Origin of the sequence: Streptomyces cyaneochromogenes (assembly GCF_003963535.1) — a bacterium.
Taxonomy (GTDB): domain Bacteria; phylum Actinomycetota; class Actinomycetes; order Streptomycetales; family Streptomycetaceae; genus Streptomyces; species Streptomyces shaanxiensis.
On sequence record NZ_CP034539.1, the window covers coordinates 365373 to 380459 of the forward strand.

A 15087-nucleotide genomic window follows, 5' to 3' on the forward strand; every position below is an offset into this window, starting at 1 on the left:
CTCTCAAGCGAGTTTGGGGCACGAGCCGCAAGCGGGCGGTGCGGTACTGGATGGCCGTCGCGCCCTTCCCGGTGCGACTGGCGAGCCTGCTGGAGGGGTGCACGCGGACGGCGGGCAGGCGTGCGCTTCCACGCGCTCGAAGTCGCTGCTTCCGACCGCCGACCGTTTCCTGAGGGTGTCCCGGCCGTCCGGCCGATCGCAGCCACTCATGAAACGTGATCGCAGCAGGTGAACTCCACCACCCTGGGCGCCGTTTCGCAGGCGGCCGCAGGTGAACCGCCGCCGCCCGGGCCCGCTATTGATGCCGGATGCCGCTACGCGGGGTTGCCCGCCCGGCTCAGGAGGTCCGGGTGTGGTGGTCCAGCAGGCGAGTGAGCAACTGCACGAGCTGGTCGCGTTCGGCGGGGCTCAGCGGCGCAAGCAGTTCCTCGTGGAGGTCGTCGAGGACCTTGTCGAGGCGGCGTAGGTGGCGGCGACCTCGGGGCGAGATGGTGATGACGTTGCGGCGCCGGTCGCCGGGATCCGGCGCCCGCTCGACGAGGTCGCGCTCGGCCAGTTCGTTGAGCACGGCGACCATGTCGCTGCGGTAGATGCCGGAGCGCCTGCTCAGCTCCGCCTGGCTGCCGGGCCCGTACTCCTGCAGCGAGGCGAGTACGGCGTAGTGCCACTGGCGGGCGTCGGCCCGGGCCAGCCCCTCGCTGATCAGCCGGTCCGACCGCATGGCCAGTTGCGACAACAGCCGGCTCGCGCGCCGACGCAGCCTGCCGGGTGTCCTGGGTACGCCGGCGTCGGGCCCGTCCGCGGCCTCGGCTCTGATCATGCCACCCACTCTACCGTTGCGTTAGTCCGACTAACGATGTACGTTCACTCGCGCCGAAAACGTTAGTGCCACTAACGCAACTTGAGTGAACCCGAGTAGACCCACAGGAAGGAAGATCTTGCCCACCAAGTCAGTACGGATTCCCACCGCGGACGGTCACGCCGACGCGTTCGCCGCCTTCCCCGACGGTGGCGGGCGCCACCCGGGGGTGCTGATGTACGCGGACGGCTTCGGCATCCGGCCCGTACTGCGGGAGATGGCCCGCGAACTCGCCGGGCACGGGTACTACGTGCTCGTCCCCAACTTCTTCTACCGGCATGGCCCAGCACCGGTGATCGAACTTCCCGAGCACATCGGCGAAGAGGTCCGGCCCGCGGTCTTCGCCCAGCTGATGCCCTTGATCGAGGCGCACACCTCCGAACGTGTCCTGATCGACGCCGACGCCTACCTCCGGTTCCTCACCAGCCGGCCCGAGGTCGGTGCCGGACCGGTCGCGGTGACCGGCTACTGCATAGGCGGCCTCCTGGCGATGCGCACCGCCGTGGCCCACCCCGGCCAGGTGGCCGCCCTCGCCGCATTCCACGGCCCTGTGGGCGCGGACGGGCCCGACTCCCTCGCCCAGATCACCGCCCAGGTCCACTTCGGCCACGCCGCAAGCGACCTGACGCCGGAGGCATTGGGCGAGCTCAACCGGGCTCTGGACAGTGCGGGCGTCGACTACAGCAGCGAGATCTACCCCGGCACCGTCCACGGCTTCACCATGTCCGACACCGACGCCTTCAACCCCGCCGCACTGCAGCGCCATTGGGACAGCCTCCTCCCTCTCCTCGATCGCACCCTGACCAACCCCTGACACCCGGGCCGCCGAGCCACACCCAAGCGCGCGGCCCCACAGGCAAGCCGCAGCTGCACGCCGGCCGCAGCGCGGACGCGTCGGCCGGGACCTGGTGACGGTGGTCGGCTGAACACCTCCCGGCCACAAGAGGAGTCGCTCGATCGCTCGCCCGGGGGGTGCAGTGGCTGGGCGTCAATGACTGGCACGGTACTGGCCGGTGCTCCTCGCTCACGGGGTGGCCGGTGCGTGTTCGCGGTTCCCGGTGAAGGTGCTGTGCCGGTGGAAGGAGTACGCCTTGGCGGCTGCCTGGATGATGTTGGCAAGGGTGAGAGCCGTCCACAGGGCGGCAAGGCCCCCGGCCGCGGCGACCGGGGCGGCGAGGGCGGCCAGGGCTCCGTAAGCGATGAAGGTCGACACGAAACTCGGCACCGTGCGCTTGAGGCCGATCAGGCCGAACCCGACGACCGCCTGCAGCGCGTCGGTGACGACCACGGCCGCCACCAGCGGCAGCAGGTCCGTGACCTGCCCCCGTACAACGGCATCCCCGGTGAACAGCGCACCGACCCACGGACCCAGAGCGATCAACGCCGCCACGATGAGCCCCACCACGGCCAGCGCCAGCCACGTCCCCTCCCGAACACTGCGCCGGATGCTTACGCTGTCGCGCTTGTGCGCATAGCCGGCCACCAGCGGGACAGTGGCCTGGCCGACCGCCACCGCAGCCGTGAAGACAAGGTTGACCAGCGAGATCCCGACACTGTGCACCGCAGCGCTGTCCGTCCCGATCCGCGCCGCGGCGAAGGTCAGCACGCCCAGGACAGCGAACTTGACCAAGACCGTGCCGGCCAGCGGAATCCCCACCGCGCCCAGCTGCCACACCTGCCTCACATCCGGCCTGCCCGGCCACAAGGAACGGCCCGCCAGCACGGTGGAGCGGCCGAGGGCCACCTGGCTGACGCAGGCGCTGATCACACTGGAGGCGAGCATCGCCACACCCGCCCCGGCCAGGCCGTAACCCGGCAGCGGGCCTGGGCCGCCCACCAGCAGGATCGACAGCGCGGCGGAGGCGGCGGTGCCGAGCAGCCCGGCCCGCATCACCAGCTTCGAGTGGCCCAGCGCGACCAGGACGGACGTGGCCGACGAGCCGACCGCGACAGCGAGCACACTGCCGGCCAGCAACAACGGGAAGACCCCCAGCTCGTCCAGAGCGGCGCCCGGAACCCCGGCCACCCGGCCGATCACGGGTACCGACGCAACCGCCGCCGCGGCCACGGCACCCACGGTGATCGCGAGCCACATCCCGCCGCGCACCACCGGCAGCAGGCCGTCAGGATCGTCGCTGCGCGGCGCGACGAACGGCATCACCCCGCGCAGCGCACCCGCCACCATGGCCGCGGCCGGGCTGAACACCGCCATGGTCACCGCGAACGCGGCGAGCACAGTGGTGGCGTGATTGCCCAGCAGCGCGGTATCAACCAGCGCTCCTGCCGACGCGGCGATCATCGTCAGATACAGCGGGAACGCCGCTGCCGCTATCGCCCTCCATGTACTGCCTCTGCCCCCGGCCCGTCCGCTCCCCTTGCCGATCATGAGTCCGATCATCACACCGAGGAAGCCCGCACATCAGCAGAAGTGGCCAACGGCCCGGAGGGCAGGGGTAATCCGAGCAGCTTCGCTGGCGGTCAGGCGGGCGACGGAACGAGGGTAGAGGCGACGGACCGCTTGCGAAGTCCCTCCGCCGGGTGCGCCATCTCCACAGACGTGCCGACCAGACCGGCACCGCTCAGGTCTGCGGTCATCAGCCGGAAGTCGGCCATCGACAGGTGGCGCATCTCGCGCAGGGCACGCAACACGGGACGAGACTGGCCTCCTTGGTCGCCAGGCGAAGCCGAACGGCCACGCACTTGGCCATCAATGCCTGCCTGATCTCTTGGGGAGCCGGGCCGATGCCCGTCTCGCACCACGCGTCAGGGCAGGCTCGGCACTGGCCTTCCACGCCCCAGCGCGGCGATCCCCGCCCCGGCGACTCGGCCGGCTGACCCCTGGGTGAGTTTGATCCGTCCAACTCCCCTTCCCTAGAGGGTACTTCACGCCTCTTCGCGAGAACGGTCTGTACCCGGGCGTGTCCGACGAGCTTGCCGAGAACATGAAGTCCGGCTGGGCCGACACGGAGCTGCGTGACCTGGCGCCGGTCCCCCAGGCCGCCGAGACCGCCACGCGGCGTGCCGCGCTGTCGGCGCGGTTCCCGGGTGAGCGTCTGGTGATCCCCACGGGCAATCTGAAGACACGGTCGAACGACACGGAGTACCCCTTCCGGGCGGCGGTCGAGTACGCGTACCTCACCGGCGGCCGGCCCGATGAAAGCGCAGGCGGCGTGCTCGTCCTGGAGCCCGTCGCCGACGGCCTCAAGGCGACGATCTACCTGCTGCCGCGCTCCGACCGCGAGAACGGCGAGTTCTGGCTCTCCGGCGAGGCGCGGCTGGTCAAGGACGCGTTCGAGATCGGCGAGGCGCAGGTCACTTCGCTGAGAAAGGTCACTGGCCGGCCCATTCCTCGTAGGGCTCGGCGGACGAACCGGCTAACGCGCCACGCGGTGGCGGAGGTAGACGAATTTCGAGCTGAAGGTGCGGGTCTCGACGAGTTCGAGATCCACCCGGCGCTCGTGCCGGGGAAAGAACGGAGTGCCACCGCCGACCAGCACCGGGTAGACAACGGCCCGGTACTCGTCGATGAGACCCGACGCGGCCGCCTCGGCGGCGAGTGTCGCGCCGCCGATCGCGATCTCGCCCTCCCCCGGCTCGGCCCGCAACCGCTCGATCTCCTCCGCCAGCCCGCCGGAGACCAGGCGGGCATTGCCCTCCACCGACGTCAGCGTGGTGGAGAACACCACCTTCGGGAGCGGATTCCAGAGCCCGGCCCACTCGAGCCCCGCGTCGTCGAGCGATGGGTCCTGGTCGGCGGTCTCCCAGTACAGCATCGTCTCGTACAGCCGTCGTCCCATCAGATGGACGTCGACCCCTCGAATCTCGTCGATCCAGAAGCGAAAGACCTCCTCGTCGGGCGCCGACCAGTCGAAGCTGCCGTCCGGCCCGACGATGTAACCGTCCAGTGAGACGTTCATCGAATAGGTCACGCTGCGCATCAGAAGTCCTCCTCGGGAACGGGTTCCACAGTAGGACCGCCGGGCGCCGCAGAACTCATCGCGACTCGCGGATCCCCTGGGTCGAGTCACCTCACGGGATCATTTTCGTTGGGCGATCTTCGGCGACATGACCAAGGCTCCTGCCAACGGCTGGCAGAGGGCTCGGCGCAGCGATTCGGATGTGTAATTAATCTGGCGAGTTTCGAGGACCTATCCGCCGGGCGTGCCGTTGATAGCTGCCGTGCCGGCCTCATGCAGCCACTGACTTGCCATTGGTTCCGGGGCCCTCCCCAGCGTGCCCATGACGGCGTCGTACGCACGGCGCAGTGCTGTTGGGTTCGGCTGCTGAGCCGAGGCTTCATCGCGCAGCGCTGAGGCTTCTTCAACGAGTTCGGCCTCAAGCTCCAGTGGAATTCCTTCGAACGACGCCTCGAGAGAGCTCATGAAGGCATTGCAGGCTGGCGTATGGTTACCGTGCTGGGACTGCTGATGCACCCAGTGCAGGAGGGCATTGCGGGTGTAGACGTACCGGGCAGTCGCATTCTGAGCCACGCGAGCAAACGCGCCGCGCCTCACGTTCTTCCGATTCCCGTCGTCTCTCCGCGGCCCGCCTCGCCCTGTCGGCCGGAGACGGGGTAGCCGCTGTGGCCGCCGCCATCAACATACGGCCGATTCCTTGGAGGCCCCGGCGCAGTCCGATCGGCTGCTCGTTGGAAATGCAGGAATCGACGCCCGCAGTCACTTATGGACAACTCCCCCGAGGTCATGATGCGGTCATGCCGCCGGGTCGTCACCGTCGAGGAGCGGACGGTTCCTGCTCGCGCAGCACGGTCAAGGCGATGTTGGGCTTCGACTCGTACGTAGGACTCATCTCGGCGGCTCCTCCATGAACGAGGATCGCCTCTTCCATGACGTCCTCCCGGAGACAGTCGAGACACAAACCGTCACATGCACAACGAGCGGGCATCGCCCGGTTCCGCGGGGCCGTCCGCCGCAGCTCAGCGCTCAACCCTGGTGGATGCCCCGCACGATCCGGCCGACGACCTCCGCGGCCCGATCCGGCTGCTGCTCGAACCAGTTGCCGAGGTACTCCCGGACGGCCTCCCCCACACAGGCGCGTACATCGGTGTTGCCCAGCAACCCGTGCGTGGCGCCGAGGAACTCGGGACGCTCAAGTTTCACCGACACGACTGCTGTGAGGCCCTCGCCGATCCGGTCGGCGCCGGGATCAGGGTCTGCCGCCGTCAGCAGCCCGCTTTTCCGCGCGTACGCGGTGACCGCGGCCGCCACACCGTCGCGGAAACCGTCCACGTGCGTGCCGCCCTGGGCAGTGGCCCGGCTGTTGACGAAGCTGCGCACCCGCTCCTCACGGGAGCCGCCCCACAGCAGGGCCACCTCCATCGTCCCCGCCATCCGCGGGTCCTCCCGCTCGAACCCGATGACGTCCGGATGGAGAGCCGCCCCCGCCTCCGCGTCCAGGGCGGCCACGAAGTCCCGCACCCCGTCCGGGAACCGGAACAGCACCGCCCGGGACCCTCCCGCAGGACGTTCGTCGGTCAGCGACATCCGCAGGCCTCGGTTGAGGAAGGCCAACTGCCGGAAACGCTCTGCCAGAAGAGCGAACGAGTAGCGCGTCGTCTCGAAGATCTCGGCGTCGGGCCAGAAGGCGATGGTCGTACGGCTTCCGCTCGCGGGCCCCACAGTGGCAGGCGGGGCGAGAGCGACACCGCGCGCGTACTCCTGAACCCGGCGGAGCCCCTCGCACCGCACCTCGGCTGTCAGCCGGCTCGACAGGGCATTGGTGACGAAGAGCCCCCCACCGAAATGGGCCACGTCCGCGATGTACCGGCCACTGGGCTCGGACTCCGCACAGAAGCTGGTCAGCAACGCTTCGAGGCCCGGGCCGCCTGTCTCCCGGGCTGCCTCGAAGGGACCACCCGGCCCGTCGTCGGAGACCCTCACGCCGCCGTCGGGCGTGAGCGTGACGTCGACCGAGCCGCCGCGTCCGGCCAGGACCTGGTTCACCGCCCGACCCACCACCTCGAACACCAGATGATGCAGACCACGTTCACCGGTCGAACCGACCCACATCCCGGGCCGCTTGCGAACGGCTTCGGGCCCCTCCAGCACCTCGATCCGGGCAACGTCGTACCCCGCGCCTTCCCCACTCACAAGACCCTCCCCTGGCCTCCGGCAGACCTCCCCAGCCTAGCCAGAATGGAGGAAAACACCAGGTCAAAGCCAGTTCGCCGAAGCTGCGGACGGGCGGGTGAAGGCGTACCGGGAAGCGGTCCGCCCAGGAGGCGGGCAGCGCGCCCGGAACGTGTCCCAGGGCCCGCCGAAGGCGCGTACGACCGCGTTCCGGGCGGCCCTGAGGAGTCCAATTCCGGCAGCTGGCACCGGGGGCTTCCTCGCCGACTCCGAAGGGTCGGCAGTGCCACACTGGCGCCATGGGAAAGCCGCAGACGATCGATGAGTACATCGAGGGCTTCGAGGGGCAGGCCCGCGAGGTGCTCGAGCAGGTACGGCCGCTGACCCTCGAGGCGGTTCCTGCAGCGAATGAGGCGAGCCACGCGAAGCACGCCAACGTCGTGTTCACGCCCAGCACCCGCGAGGCGTTCGACGCCGACCTCGCCGACTTCACCACCGGCAAGGGCCCGGTCAAGCTCCCGTACGGCCGGCCCGTGCCGGGCGACCTGCTGCGCCAGATGATCGCGTTCCGCGTGCGCGAGCACGAGGATGACGGCGTGCTGTGGATGTAACGGCCGCGGAGGCGAAGAGAGAACTCTGACTCAGCCCTAAGTTCCAAGCCGCGGCTGCAGACCCCCATTCCCGCCGGTTCCCTTGCGATGGCAAGATGCCTGATCACGGACGAGCGGGCGCGGGAGACCTGATGAACGATCAAAGCACGCGTGGCTCGGCAGAAGGCTTCAGCGTCTTCGCTGTCGACGCCAACTGGCCGGAATCACGGCAGGTCACGGGTCACGGCCACAACCGAGTCACCGGCGATGCCCATGTGTACCTGTGGTTCGGCTCTCCCTACTTCGACCCTCAGGTCCAGCACCTCACCGTCTTCAGCGCCTCCTCGGGAAACGCAGAGGCCACCGAGGCCCTGGAACGGGCCTTCGAGATCTACTGCCACCCCGGCGAGGAACCCCCGGCCAGGCTGCCGGCCTCCGAACCCGTCACCATCACCACAGACGGTAGACCCATGACCTTCGAACTCTGGCGCAACACCAGCGACCGTTGCTGGGTCGCGCGGGGATGCGTCGACAACACCGAAGTCGTCCTGTCCGGCTCCGGGATCGAACCCAGCGACCTCCGTCTGGTCCGCGTGAGCGATCTGACCTCTTTCTCGAACCCTTTCGCGCCCCTCGGATAACTGGACTGCACGGCGGCCCTCATCCACCCCCGCCGTCTGAACCGCCGTGGTCGGATCCGGACGGGGGTGAACGAGACGGAGACTGAGACGGAGTCAGCCTCTCTCACCACGCAGGCTCAGGGGTCTGGCTACCACCAGTCCGTGCACTGCACCGCCTGGCCGCCCCCGCCGCCGCAGGCGCGGAACCGGTAGTTCGGGCTGTTGTCCGTCACTTTCGCGGCGCTGGTCAGCTGATGGCCGTCGAGGCTTGCCTTGAAGGGTCCGCACTGGACGTGGACATCCCTGCCGTTCAGCGTCCAGTCCATCCAGATCTCGTCTCCTGCACGCGGGACCGTGAGCGCGGCGAATCCGTGGATCCGACCGTCGATCCTGGCAGCTCGCAGACTGATACGCCCGACGAGCCCTTGCGGGTCGGAGGAGCGCAGCGTTTTGTCCTCCGGGCCGGCCGGGACACCGACCAGACTGTCGGAGATGTCGCGGAAGCCGTTGGCTCCACGCTCGCAATCAGACCGGGGCCGGACCCCGGCGGCGCCGCTGCAAGGCAACCATGGGAGACAGCACCACGGTCCTGACACTTGTCAGGGTGTGCCGGCTCGCTCACTTCTCGGCGGCCGTCAGCGGCTTGCTCCCCGACGCCTGCGCTACCGCGCACCCTCGGTAGGCCATGTCGCCCGGGGGAAGACGGTCAGCGGGAGGTGAGGGAGGTTTCGGTCTCAACACGGGTGAGTTTTTCGGGGTTGCGACGTAGTAGAGGCCGGTGACGCGGGCGTTCTCCAGGCGGAAGGCCAGCACCCCGTCGATCGCGCCGTCCAGGCGTAGGAGGAGTGCGGGGTTGCCGTTGACCGTCGTGGGCTCACTGGTGAGGGTGCCGCCCGCCTTGTTGATACTGCCGGCCATGTAACGGAGGGCCTTGTCAGCGCCTACGACCGGCTGCAGGGCCGCCGGCCTGAGGCCGCCTCCGTCGCTGACGAAGACGACGTCCGGGGCGAGTACGTCGAGCAGCCCCTGCAAGTCACCGGTCTCGAGCGCTCGCTGAAACGAACTCAACGCCTCGCGGGCTTCTTCCGGGGAGGCCGGTGTGCGCGGCCGACGGGCGTCGACGTGTTGGCGGGCGCGGTGGGCGATCTGGCGTGCGGCGGCGGGGCTCTTGTCGATCGCGGCCGCGATGTCGTCGTAGCCGAAGTCGAAGACCTCGCGCAGGACGAAGACGGCGCGTTCGGTCGGTGAGAGGGTTTCGAGGATGTACATGAGTGCCAGCGACAGGTTCTCGGACAGTTCGATGTCCTCGGCCACATCCGGTGCGGTGAGCAGGGGCTCGGGCAGCCAGGGGCCGACGTAGGCCTCCTTGCGCCGTTTGAGGGTGCGTAGCCGGTTGAGTGCTTGCCTGGTCGTGATCCGTACCAGGTAGGCCCGCTGGTCCTGCACCTGCGCCAGGTCGACCTTGACCCACCGCAGCCAGGCCTCCTGGAGGACGTCCTCGGCGTCCGCCGCCGATCCAAGCATCTCGTAGGCGACGGTGAACAGCAGGTCGCGGTGACCGACGAAGGCCTCCGTCGCGGGGTCGGTGACGTGGTCGTTCATGTCGTGCGCTTCGCTCTCTCCTGGTTGGCGCCCGTGCCCCCCGGCGCCCAGCCACGGCCTATGAGGTCGCGGCGTCTTGTGCTTGTCGCTCCGGATCGGTCCCCGAGAGGTTGGACCGTCCAGTCCGGCCCATGCAGGGGTCTTGGCGGCCAAGCCGCGCGTCAGCTGCCGGACGGCGTCGTGCGGTGTTCCGACTGAGGCGATTCCAGGCGGTCCGTGCTGTCCCCGTGGGATGCGCGGGAGCCGGCCTTGCGTGCCCCGGACACCAACTTGTTGAGGGTGAACCGACAGGCGATCTCCTTGACGCCGGCACCGGACCGCCCGCTGATGTGGAGCGCGTTCACCCTGTCGTTCGGGTAGGAGAACTGGGTGACGCCCTCGTTCCGGCCGAGGCTGAGGCACTGCCCGGCGAAGTACATCCGGACGGGGGCGGGTGACTTCCCCGCGATCCGGCGCAGGATCGTGGCGGCGGCTGCCGGGCCCAGTTGCACGGCGGCCTGGCAGCTCATCCGGAACGGCCGGTCCGTCATCACCGCCGCGTCCCCAGCGGCGACGATGCGCACGTCGCCCAGACTGGTCAGCGCCGCGTCGGTGACCAGACGGCCTTCGGTGTCGGTGCGCAGCCCGCTGCGGGCGGCCAGGTCCGGGACACGGAATCCCGCGGTCCAGATCGTCACCGCGCTGGTCAGCTCGCGGCCGTCGTCGAGCCGTACGGCGTCTTGTGTCACTTCCGTCACCCGCGCACGGGGACCTTCCATGACGGACACACCCAGCCTGGCGAGTCGGCGGGCGACCGGGCCGCGGCCCCGGGCATGCAGGGAGGGACCGAGCACGTCGCCGCAGACCAGGGTGACCTCCCGGCCCGCTTCCGCCAGCTCGGCGGCGGTCTCCAGGCCGGTCGGGCCGGCCCCGACCACGGTCACCGGCGCCGACGCGGGCGCCGCGGCCAGCGCCGACCGCAGTCGTTCCGCGCCCTCGAGGTCCGACACCGAATGCGCGAACTCCGACGCTCCGGGCACGCCGGGATCGGCGGCGCCGCTGCCCACCGCGTACACGAGGTAGTCGTACGAGAGCGTGCCACCGCCCGCCAGCGACACCCGGCGCTCGGCAGCGTCGATCCGGGTCGCGGTGTCGACCACCAGGCGGACGTTGCCGCCCAGAACCTCCGCGAATTCCTGGACCGCGTCATCGGAGCCGGTCACGAGCTGATGCAGGCGGATCCGCTCGACGAAGGTGGGACGCGGATTGACCAGGGTCACCGACACGCCATCGCGCCGAGCCAGGCTGTTGGCCGCCGTCACACCCCCGTACCCGCCGCCGACGACGACCACCTCGACGTTCCCGTTCATCATGTCTCCCTCGCGTTGTGGACTCGGCATGGAGACACCTGACGCGTGCTCGGTGTGACAGCCTGAGGATGAGACGTAGCGCACATCGGACGCGGCGGATACGCCGCCCCTTCCGCCGCGAGTGGCGTAACGCTGCCCTGGCGGCCTCCCCCGCGGGGTCGTGTCAGGCAGCGTCTCATTGATCACACGGATCACCTGGATCGCGTGGATCGCATGCCATTCGAGTGGTCCGGACCTCTTGTTGTCGGCATGGCGATGAGTTCCAGAAGCGTGCCGGGTCTATGGGTGCGACGGTCACCGAAGCCAACCCAGTGAAGATCGCCAGTCTGTACCCACGTCGATCGACCGCGCTCGAGGAGAACGACATGACCGCTACCTACACCTTCGACGTCTTTTCCAGCCTCGACGGCTACGGCGCCGCCGGCGGCAACTGGACCGGCTACTGGGGCAAGCAAGGCCCCGAGCTCCTCGACCACCGCCTCGCCCTGTACCGCGAGGAGCAGCGGATGGTCTTCGGGGCCAACACCTATCGGGCGTTCGCGCGGATGCTGGCCTCGAGCACCGCGGAGTCCGAAGTGCGCGACCCCTGGGTCACACGGATGAGGAGCCTGCCGGCGACGGTGGTGTCGACCACCCTGGAAGGGCCCCTTGACTGGTCGGACGCGACCGTCGTGAGCGGGGACGCCGTCGACGTCGTCGCCCGGCTGAAGGAGGAGTCCGAGGTGCCGTTGCGCTCGCACGGCAGCCTGTCCATGAACCGGGCGCTGATGGCCGCCGGTCTGGTCGACCGCGTCCAGGTGACCCTCTTCCCTGTCATCACCGGTCAGACCGGTCTGGACCCGATCTTCCAGGGTGCGGCCGACTTCGACCTCGAGCTGATCGAGCACAGGACTCTCGACAGCCACATCCAAGAGCTCGTCTACCGACCCACTCTGCACTGAAGTGCAGCAACTGTCGGCCGCAGGCGTATGGGAACCGACCGGCTGCTCCTGGGTTCGGTATCCGGCCCACGGGACGGCACCGCCACCGAGGCACGAGTAGCCCTCAACTGCGGTTGGGTATCAGCAGGTTGCTCCCGTCGGCAGCGTGTAGTGTCCCGTTGCGTGCTGGCTGAACGACGACACCAACTCATCCTGCGGGCCCTGCGTTCCGGCGGCACCGCCTCCGTGGCCGACCTCGCCGAGCAGCTCGATGCCAGCGCGGCGACCGTCCGACGTGACCTCCTCAAGCTGGAGGCGGACGGGCTGCTCACCCGCGTCCATGGTGGAGCGGTCATCGACGCGGAGCGAGCTCCCTTCAACGAGGCCGCCGAGGTTCTGGTGGCGGAGAAGGACGCCATTGCCGCCCAAGCGGCCACAATGATCGAGGACGGCCAGTCGATCATTCTGGACAGCGGCACAACGGTCCACCGGCTGGCACTTCAACTGCGTGGTCGCCGACTCACCGTGATCACCAACAACCTTGCTGTGTATGACGAACTCATCGATGACGAGAACATCGACCTGATGCTGCTAGGGGGCATGGTCATCCGTGAGTCGCGCATGCTGGACGGTTTCATGGCGGAGGACAACCTCCGCCAAGTTCACGCCGACTGGCTGTTCATGGGTGCTTGTGGGCTCCGCCCCGGGGGTCAGGTCATGGACACCACCGTGGCCGAGGTGCCCGCCCGACGCGCCATGATTGCGGCCGGCGACAAGGTCGTACTCCTGGCCGACAGGAGCAAGTTCCCTGGAACCGGCATGGTGAAGATCTGCGGGCCCGAAGACCTGGACGCACTCATCACCAACGCATCGGAAGACGATGCGACCTGTATGGCTCTGCGCGAGGCCGGTGTGAGGGTGATACCGGCCGGTGCGACCGCGGTCGGCGGCTAAGGCGTCTGCCCATGGGGCAACCGGACCGTCACATGACCTGGCGCTGCCGCGCAGGGGACCGGGCAGTCACTGCGCCCGGCACGGTTCAGAGCCACGCCGAGGTTGTTCTCCAAGGCTGCCACGGTGGGCTCCGAGCCCAGATGCTTCCTGCGGACCCCTGCAACCTTGATCAGGAACCGTCTGGACCGAGGCCTGTCCGTGTCGCCTTTCGGGTCACTTCACGAATCGGTACTTCAGGTGGGTGGCGAGGGGCGTGTCGACCACCCTCACCGGCTCCAGGTCCCGCCGCCCGGCGCCCAGCCCCTCGAAGAGCCGCAGCCCCTCTCCGAGAAGCGCCGGCACCACGTGCAGCTGCAGCTCGTCGATGAGCCCCTCCCGGAGGTACTGCTGCACCGTGCTCGCCCCGCCCGCGATGTCGACGTTCCGGTCCCCGGCGGCGGCCCGCGCCTGGTCGAGGGCGCTGTGGATGCCGTGGGTGACAAAGGTGAAGGTGGTGCCGCCCTCCTTGACGAGGGTGGGCCGGGGGCGATGGGTGAGCACGAAGACCGGGGCCTTGAACGGCGGGTTGTCGCCCCAGAACTCCTCACCCGTGTCGTACATCATCCGGCCCATGACCACCGCTCCGGTGGCGTCGAACCATTCGCGCATCAGCTCGGAGTCGCGGTTCTCCTCCCCGCCGGTCATGCCCTGGCGCTGCCGCCAGCTCGCCAGGTTGTGGATCCACTCGAAGAGCGGTTCGGCGCCGTCGCCTCCTGGGTTGTCGATGGTGACGTCGGTGCCGGCGATGTAGCCGTCGAGGGAGATGGCCAGGTCCGCGGTTACGGTCACGAGGGCTCCTGAAGTCCTGGGATGTGCTGCCTTCACTCTCACGTCGATCGGCAACCGGCCACTTCGACATTCCCAGCGAGATAGAGAGGACCGGCCGGGGCTGACGCCGCGAGCAGCCCGTCGGTCGGCCGTGCTCCACCGGACGGCGGAGCAAAAGTCCGCCCAGGTGGCCGGCGCCGGCTTCCGCACGAAGGATGGGGACGAGCCGGCTACTCCCCGTGGCTCGATCCCCATAATTCCCATGATCGCCCCAGGGACTGACGTAGAGGACCTACCGTGGATGTCAGCGCTTCGGCTCGGCCGGCGAGGTCGAGGACCGCCCCGTGACCGATACCTCCACCGCCCCGGCGCCCGCTCCGAAGCCATCGGTCACGCCGGAGCAGCGGCATGGGTGCCTCTCCCCCGGCGTACGTCCGGTCACCGTCGACGCGAACGGCATCACGCTCTCCGGCCTGCTGAGCGAGCCCTCGCACTGCTCGCCGCGTGCGCTCATCGTCGCTCTGCACGGCGGCGGGATGAGCGCCGGATACTTCGACGGCCAGGCCCACCCGGACGTGTCCCTGCTCTCCTTGGGGGCACGCCTGGGCTACGCGGTGCTGGCGCTGGACCGTCCGGGCTACGGGGCATCGGCCGTATGCCTGCCCCGGGGGCAGAGACTGACGACTCAAGCCGCCACCGTACGAGCCGCTGTCGCGGGGTTCACCGCACGCCACACACCAGGGGCCGGGACGATCGTGCTGGCGCACTCCTTCGGGGCCAAGGTCGCTCTGGTGGCCGCCGCCGGCTGGGACGAGACCGGGCTGCTGGGGGTGGATGTCTCGGGGTGCGGAGGCAGGCTGGCCGTCAGCCCCGCGCTGGTCGGCCGCGAAGGCGGCATGGGCGACCGGAGACTGAACTGGGGCCCGCTGAACCTGTATCCGCCTGACACGTTCCGCCTGGCCCGGACGGTCGTGGCGCCCATGCCCGCACTCGAGGCCGGCTCGGTGGGCGCCTGGGCGCGGCTGTCAGAGGCGGTTCTGCCTCGCGTCGGTGTCCCGGTCCGCTTCACCTTCGCCCAGTACGAAGCCTGGTGGAGCCAGGACGATGACGATCTCGCCGACCTGACCGCACGCCTGTCCTCGGCTCCACGGGTCGTCATGGACCGCCTGCCCCACGCCGGCCACAACATCAGTCTCGGCTGGGCCGCGCGCGCCTACCACCTCAAGGCCCTCGCCTTTGCCGAGGAATGCTTGAGTTCCAGCCCAGCACCGCGGTGACCGGTCGAGAGCGGTGCGCA

At 69.1% G+C, this 15087-nt stretch carries 15 protein-coding genes and 2 pseudogenes; 7 read left to right on the top strand and 10 right to left on the bottom strand.

The features are described 5' to 3' along the window. Positions 1-337: 337 nt before the first annotated feature. The gene (locus EJ357_RS01410; protein WP_126387823.1) at positions 338-820 is read right to left on the bottom strand and encodes a MarR family winged helix-turn-helix transcriptional regulator; all 483 of its coding nucleotides are present in this window, start codon (positions 818-820) and stop codon (positions 338-340) included. Between the two features lie 118 nt (positions 821-938). Here EJ357_RS01410 and EJ357_RS01415 point away from each other — a divergent pair, with 118 nt between their 5' ends. Continuing rightward, positions 939-1673: a dienelactone hydrolase family protein gene (locus tag EJ357_RS01415; RefSeq protein WP_126387825.1), complete on the top strand. Its 735-nt coding sequence runs from the start codon at positions 939-941 to the stop codon at positions 1671-1673. A gap of 210 nt (positions 1674-1883) precedes the next feature. Here EJ357_RS01415 and EJ357_RS01420 read toward each other — a convergent pair whose 3' ends face one another. Further along, positions 1884-3245: an MATE family efflux transporter gene (locus EJ357_RS01420; RefSeq protein ID WP_126387827.1), complete on the bottom strand. Its 1362-nt coding sequence runs from the start codon at positions 3243-3245 to the stop codon at positions 1884-1886. 92 nt (positions 3246-3337) lie between these two features. Beyond that, a complete protein-coding gene (locus EJ357_RS48940; RefSeq protein ID WP_228472896.1) occupies positions 3338-3508 on the bottom strand; it encodes a hypothetical protein in 171 nt (56 codons plus the stop codon). 245 nt (positions 3509-3753) lie between these two features. Between EJ357_RS48940 and EJ357_RS01430 the strand changes: the two are divergent. Then, a pseudogene (locus EJ357_RS01430) lies at positions 3754-4132 on the top strand (aminopeptidase P N-terminal domain-containing protein); the annotation flags it as partial. 101 nt (positions 4133-4233) lie between these two features. Here EJ357_RS01430 and EJ357_RS01435 read toward each other — a convergent pair. From EJ357_RS01435 to EJ357_RS01445, 3 genes are all read right to left on the bottom strand, one after another. Beyond that, complete coding sequence (locus EJ357_RS01435; RefSeq protein WP_126387829.1) at positions 4234-4797, bottom strand: dihydrofolate reductase family protein; 564 nt, start codon at positions 4795-4797, stop codon at positions 4234-4236. A 210-nt stretch (positions 4798-5007) separates the two neighbouring features. Continuing rightward, a complete protein-coding gene (locus EJ357_RS01440; RefSeq protein ID WP_126387831.1) occupies positions 5008-5241 on the bottom strand; it encodes a hypothetical protein in 234 nt (77 codons plus the stop codon). A 561-nt stretch (positions 5242-5802) separates the two neighbouring features. Continuing rightward, positions 5803-6969 carry a DNA topoisomerase subunit B gene (locus EJ357_RS01445; protein WP_228472897.1) on the bottom strand — a complete coding sequence of 389 codons (1167 nt, stop codon included), beginning with the start codon at positions 6967-6969 and terminating at the stop codon, positions 5803-5805. 278 nt (positions 6970-7247) lie between these two features. On the opposite strand from EJ357_RS01445, the gene EJ357_RS01450 reads away from it, so the two are divergent. Together EJ357_RS01450 and EJ357_RS01455 are read left to right on the top strand one after the other, a co-directional pair. Next, a complete protein-coding gene (locus EJ357_RS01450) occupies positions 7248-7559 on the top strand; it encodes an iron chaperone (protein ID WP_126387833.1) in 312 nt (103 codons plus the stop codon). Between the two features lie 131 nt (positions 7560-7690). Next, complete coding sequence (locus tag EJ357_RS01455) at positions 7691-8179, top strand: hypothetical protein (RefSeq protein ID WP_126387835.1); 489 nt, start codon at positions 7691-7693, stop codon at positions 8177-8179. Positions 8180-8307: 128 nt separating this feature from the next. On the opposite strand, the gene EJ357_RS48945 is transcribed toward EJ357_RS01455, so the two are convergent. The 3 genes and pseudogenes from EJ357_RS48945 to EJ357_RS01470 all read right to left on the bottom strand — a co-directional run bounded on the left by EJ357_RS48945 (position 8308) and on the right by EJ357_RS01470 (position 11109). After that, positions 8308-8484, bottom strand: a complete 177-nt coding sequence (locus EJ357_RS48945) for a hypothetical protein (RefSeq protein ID WP_228472898.1) — start codon at positions 8482-8484, stop codon at positions 8308-8310. 380 nt (positions 8485-8864) lie between these two features. Beyond that, positions 8865-9760, bottom strand: a pseudogene (locus tag EJ357_RS01465) (RNA polymerase sigma-70 factor). Between the two features lie 161 nt (positions 9761-9921). Continuing rightward, positions 9922-11109: an NAD(P)/FAD-dependent oxidoreductase gene (locus tag EJ357_RS01470; protein ID WP_126399068.1), complete on the bottom strand. Its 1188-nt coding sequence runs from the start codon at positions 11107-11109 to the stop codon at positions 9922-9924. A 365-nt stretch (positions 11110-11474) separates the two neighbouring features. Here EJ357_RS01470 and EJ357_RS01475 point away from each other — a divergent pair, with 365 nt between their 5' ends. Both EJ357_RS01475 and EJ357_RS01480 read left to right on the top strand, forming a co-directional pair. After that, complete coding sequence (locus EJ357_RS01475; protein ID WP_126387837.1) at positions 11475-12050, top strand: dihydrofolate reductase family protein; 576 nt, start codon at positions 11475-11477, stop codon at positions 12048-12050. Between the two features lie 162 nt (positions 12051-12212). Further along, a complete protein-coding gene (locus EJ357_RS01480; protein ID WP_126387838.1) occupies positions 12213-12983 on the top strand; it encodes a DeoR/GlpR family DNA-binding transcription regulator in 771 nt (256 codons plus the stop codon). A gap of 213 nt (positions 12984-13196) precedes the next feature. On the opposite strand, the gene EJ357_RS01485 is transcribed toward EJ357_RS01480, so the two are convergent. Further along, the gene (locus tag EJ357_RS01485; RefSeq protein ID WP_126387840.1) at positions 13197-13811 is read right to left on the bottom strand and encodes a dihydrofolate reductase family protein; all 615 of its coding nucleotides are present in this window, start codon (positions 13809-13811) and stop codon (positions 13197-13199) included. A 323-nt stretch (positions 13812-14134) separates the two neighbouring features. Here EJ357_RS01485 and EJ357_RS01490 point away from each other — a divergent pair, with 323 nt between their 5' ends. Further along, positions 14135-15067: an alpha/beta hydrolase gene (locus EJ357_RS01490; RefSeq protein ID WP_126387842.1), complete on the top strand. Its 933-nt coding sequence runs from the start codon at positions 14135-14137 to the stop codon at positions 15065-15067. The last annotated feature ends 20 nt before the right edge of the window (positions 15068-15087 follow it).

Excerpts from the sequence above, each read along its gene's own strand:
- EJ357_RS01410 (WP_126387823.1), bottom strand. The coding sequence starts at position 820 with ATGATCAGAGCCGAGGCCGCGGACGGGCCCGACGCCGGCGTACCCAGG.
- EJ357_RS01420 (WP_126387827.1), bottom strand. The coding sequence starts at position 3,245 with ATGATCGGCAAGGGGAGCGGACGGGCCGGGGGCAGAGGCAGTACATGG.
- EJ357_RS01435 (WP_126387829.1), bottom strand. The coding sequence starts at position 4,797 with ATGCGCAGCGTGACCTATTCGATGAACGTCTCACTGGACGGTTACATC.
- EJ357_RS01440 (WP_126387831.1), bottom strand. The coding sequence starts at position 5,241 with ATGAGCTCTCTCGAGGCGTCGTTCGAAGGAATTCCACTGGAGCTTGAG.
- EJ357_RS01450 (WP_126387833.1), top strand. The coding sequence starts at position 7,248 with ATGGGAAAGCCGCAGACGATCGATGAGTACATCGAGGGCTTCGAGGGG.
- EJ357_RS01455 (WP_126387835.1), top strand. The coding sequence starts at position 7,691 with ATGAACGATCAAAGCACGCGTGGCTCGGCAGAAGGCTTCAGCGTCTTC.
- EJ357_RS48945 (WP_228472898.1), bottom strand. The coding sequence starts at position 8,484 with ATGGACTGGACGCTGAACGGCAGGGATGTCCACGTCCAGTGCGGACCC.
- EJ357_RS01470 (WP_126399068.1), bottom strand. The coding sequence starts at position 11,109 with ATGAACGGGAACGTCGAGGTGGTCGTCGTCGGCGGCGGGTACGGGGGT.
- EJ357_RS01475 (WP_126387837.1), top strand. The coding sequence starts at position 11,475 with ATGACCGCTACCTACACCTTCGACGTCTTTTCCAGCCTCGACGGCTAC.